Source organism: Candidatus Symbiopectobacterium sp. (assembly GCF_020054415.1).
In the GTDB taxonomy this organism is placed as follows: Bacteria; Pseudomonadota; Gammaproteobacteria; order Enterobacterales; family Enterobacteriaceae; genus Symbiopectobacterium.
In genome coordinates, this window is the sequence record NZ_JAHWCO010000228.1 from 1 (window position 1) to 1,253 (window position 1,253).

At 47.8% G+C, this 1,253-nt stretch carries 2 protein-coding genes, 1 tRNA gene and 1 pseudogene; 3 read left to right on the top strand and 1 reads right to left on the bottom strand.

Annotation, left to right across the window (positions count from 1 at the left end; genetic code table 11):
* From QZ506_RS06735 to QZ506_RS06745, 3 genes are all read left to right on the top strand, one after another.
* Nucleotides 1-114: IS1 family transposase (locus QZ506_RS06735; protein ID WP_291969230.1), on the top strand; the 114-nt coding region annotated here is incomplete at its 5' end.
* 19 nt (nucleotides 115-133) lie between these two features.
* A complete protein-coding gene (locus QZ506_RS06740; RefSeq protein WP_291969972.1) occupies nucleotides 134-631 on the top strand; it encodes an aspartate/glutamate racemase family protein in 498 nt (165 codons plus the stop codon).
* A gap of 183 nt (nucleotides 632-814) precedes the next feature.
* Nucleotides 815-890, top strand: a tRNA-Asn gene (locus tag QZ506_RS06745).
* A gap of 233 nt (nucleotides 891-1,123) precedes the next feature.
* Here the strand turns inward: QZ506_RS06745 and QZ506_RS06750 are convergent.
* Nucleotides 1,124-1,253 (bottom strand): annotated as a pseudogene (locus QZ506_RS06750) (IS481 family transposase); the annotation flags it as partial.

Here is a 1,253-nt window from a genome sequence, read left to right on the forward strand (position 1 = left end):
ACACTGCGTAACCGATTGCAACGGCTCAATCGCAAGACGCTCGGATATTCAAAATCATCCGAAATGCACGATAGGATCATCGGTACTTACATCGAACGCGAGTACTACGTTTGATGCTACATCAACTCATTGAATACACGAGCCTCATTTCTGGTTCGATGAATTAAAAAAACGTACACATGTCGAAATGATCAGTATCATCGACACCACCTGCCAGTTGATTAAACAGCGACATTTGCACGCTGTTGGATTACTGGCCACCACCGCCACGTGCAAAGCAAAAATTTATCAGGATAACCTTAGCGCACTCGGCATCGTCTGTAAGACTCCTGACGACGCTGCACAGCAAGCGGTAATGGAAAGCATTTATGCTTACAAGGCAGGCCATATTGCCGATGCGCATCGACTTCTGGCTCCAGTCAGAGACAGACTACTTGATGCTGGCGTGGAAAAACTGATCCTCGCTTGTACTGAGCTGCCGTTAATTCTCCAACACGATATGGCATCCGCACCAGAACACTACATTGACGCAACGGATGCTCTGATCAAAAAAACCGTTGAGTGGCATTTCGCTCACTCTCCACGCCATCCGAGCAATCAGGGTACGCCTCATCACCCGATTGCCGCCTGAACATGCGGTCAAACTGCTTGCACGCACGCTGACCGCGATAAAGAGCGTTAAATTGCCCTGTTTTTCTCCGCAACGCAGAAAAAAGGGCGATTTGCCTAATCTCTCAGCAAACGATCGCCCTTTGTATATTCTTCCTTTGACATCCCCGCAGCACACCGTTATTATGCGCCCCGTTCACACGATTCCTCTGTAGTTCAGTCGGTAGAACGGCGGACTGTTAATCCGTATGTCACTGGTTCGAGTCCAGTCAGAGGAGCCAAATTCAAAAAATCAGATGTCTCCGGCATCTGATTTTTGCTTTTTTATTCAAGAAAATAATGCAAGAATCCTTTCCCGACACGCGCCAACGTTCCCTCCGCATCGGGTGAATTTGGTGGTCAGATATGGGGTCTTTCCGGTTCGATAAAGGAGTGACCCTCATATGTCCCTTGACGTGTACTAGCTCAAATCTGATCTGACAGTTACCGATTATTTATACAGGCGTCTGTCAGATTACATCTGGTTCAGATTCTTTTCTGCCCAGATCCGTTTTCCATCGAGTAAAGTGGCCATCGGCGTACGCCCGCAGCACATTTTTCCCTGATGAGTTCGCTCATTATTGTAATGCCACAACCAGTTGTCC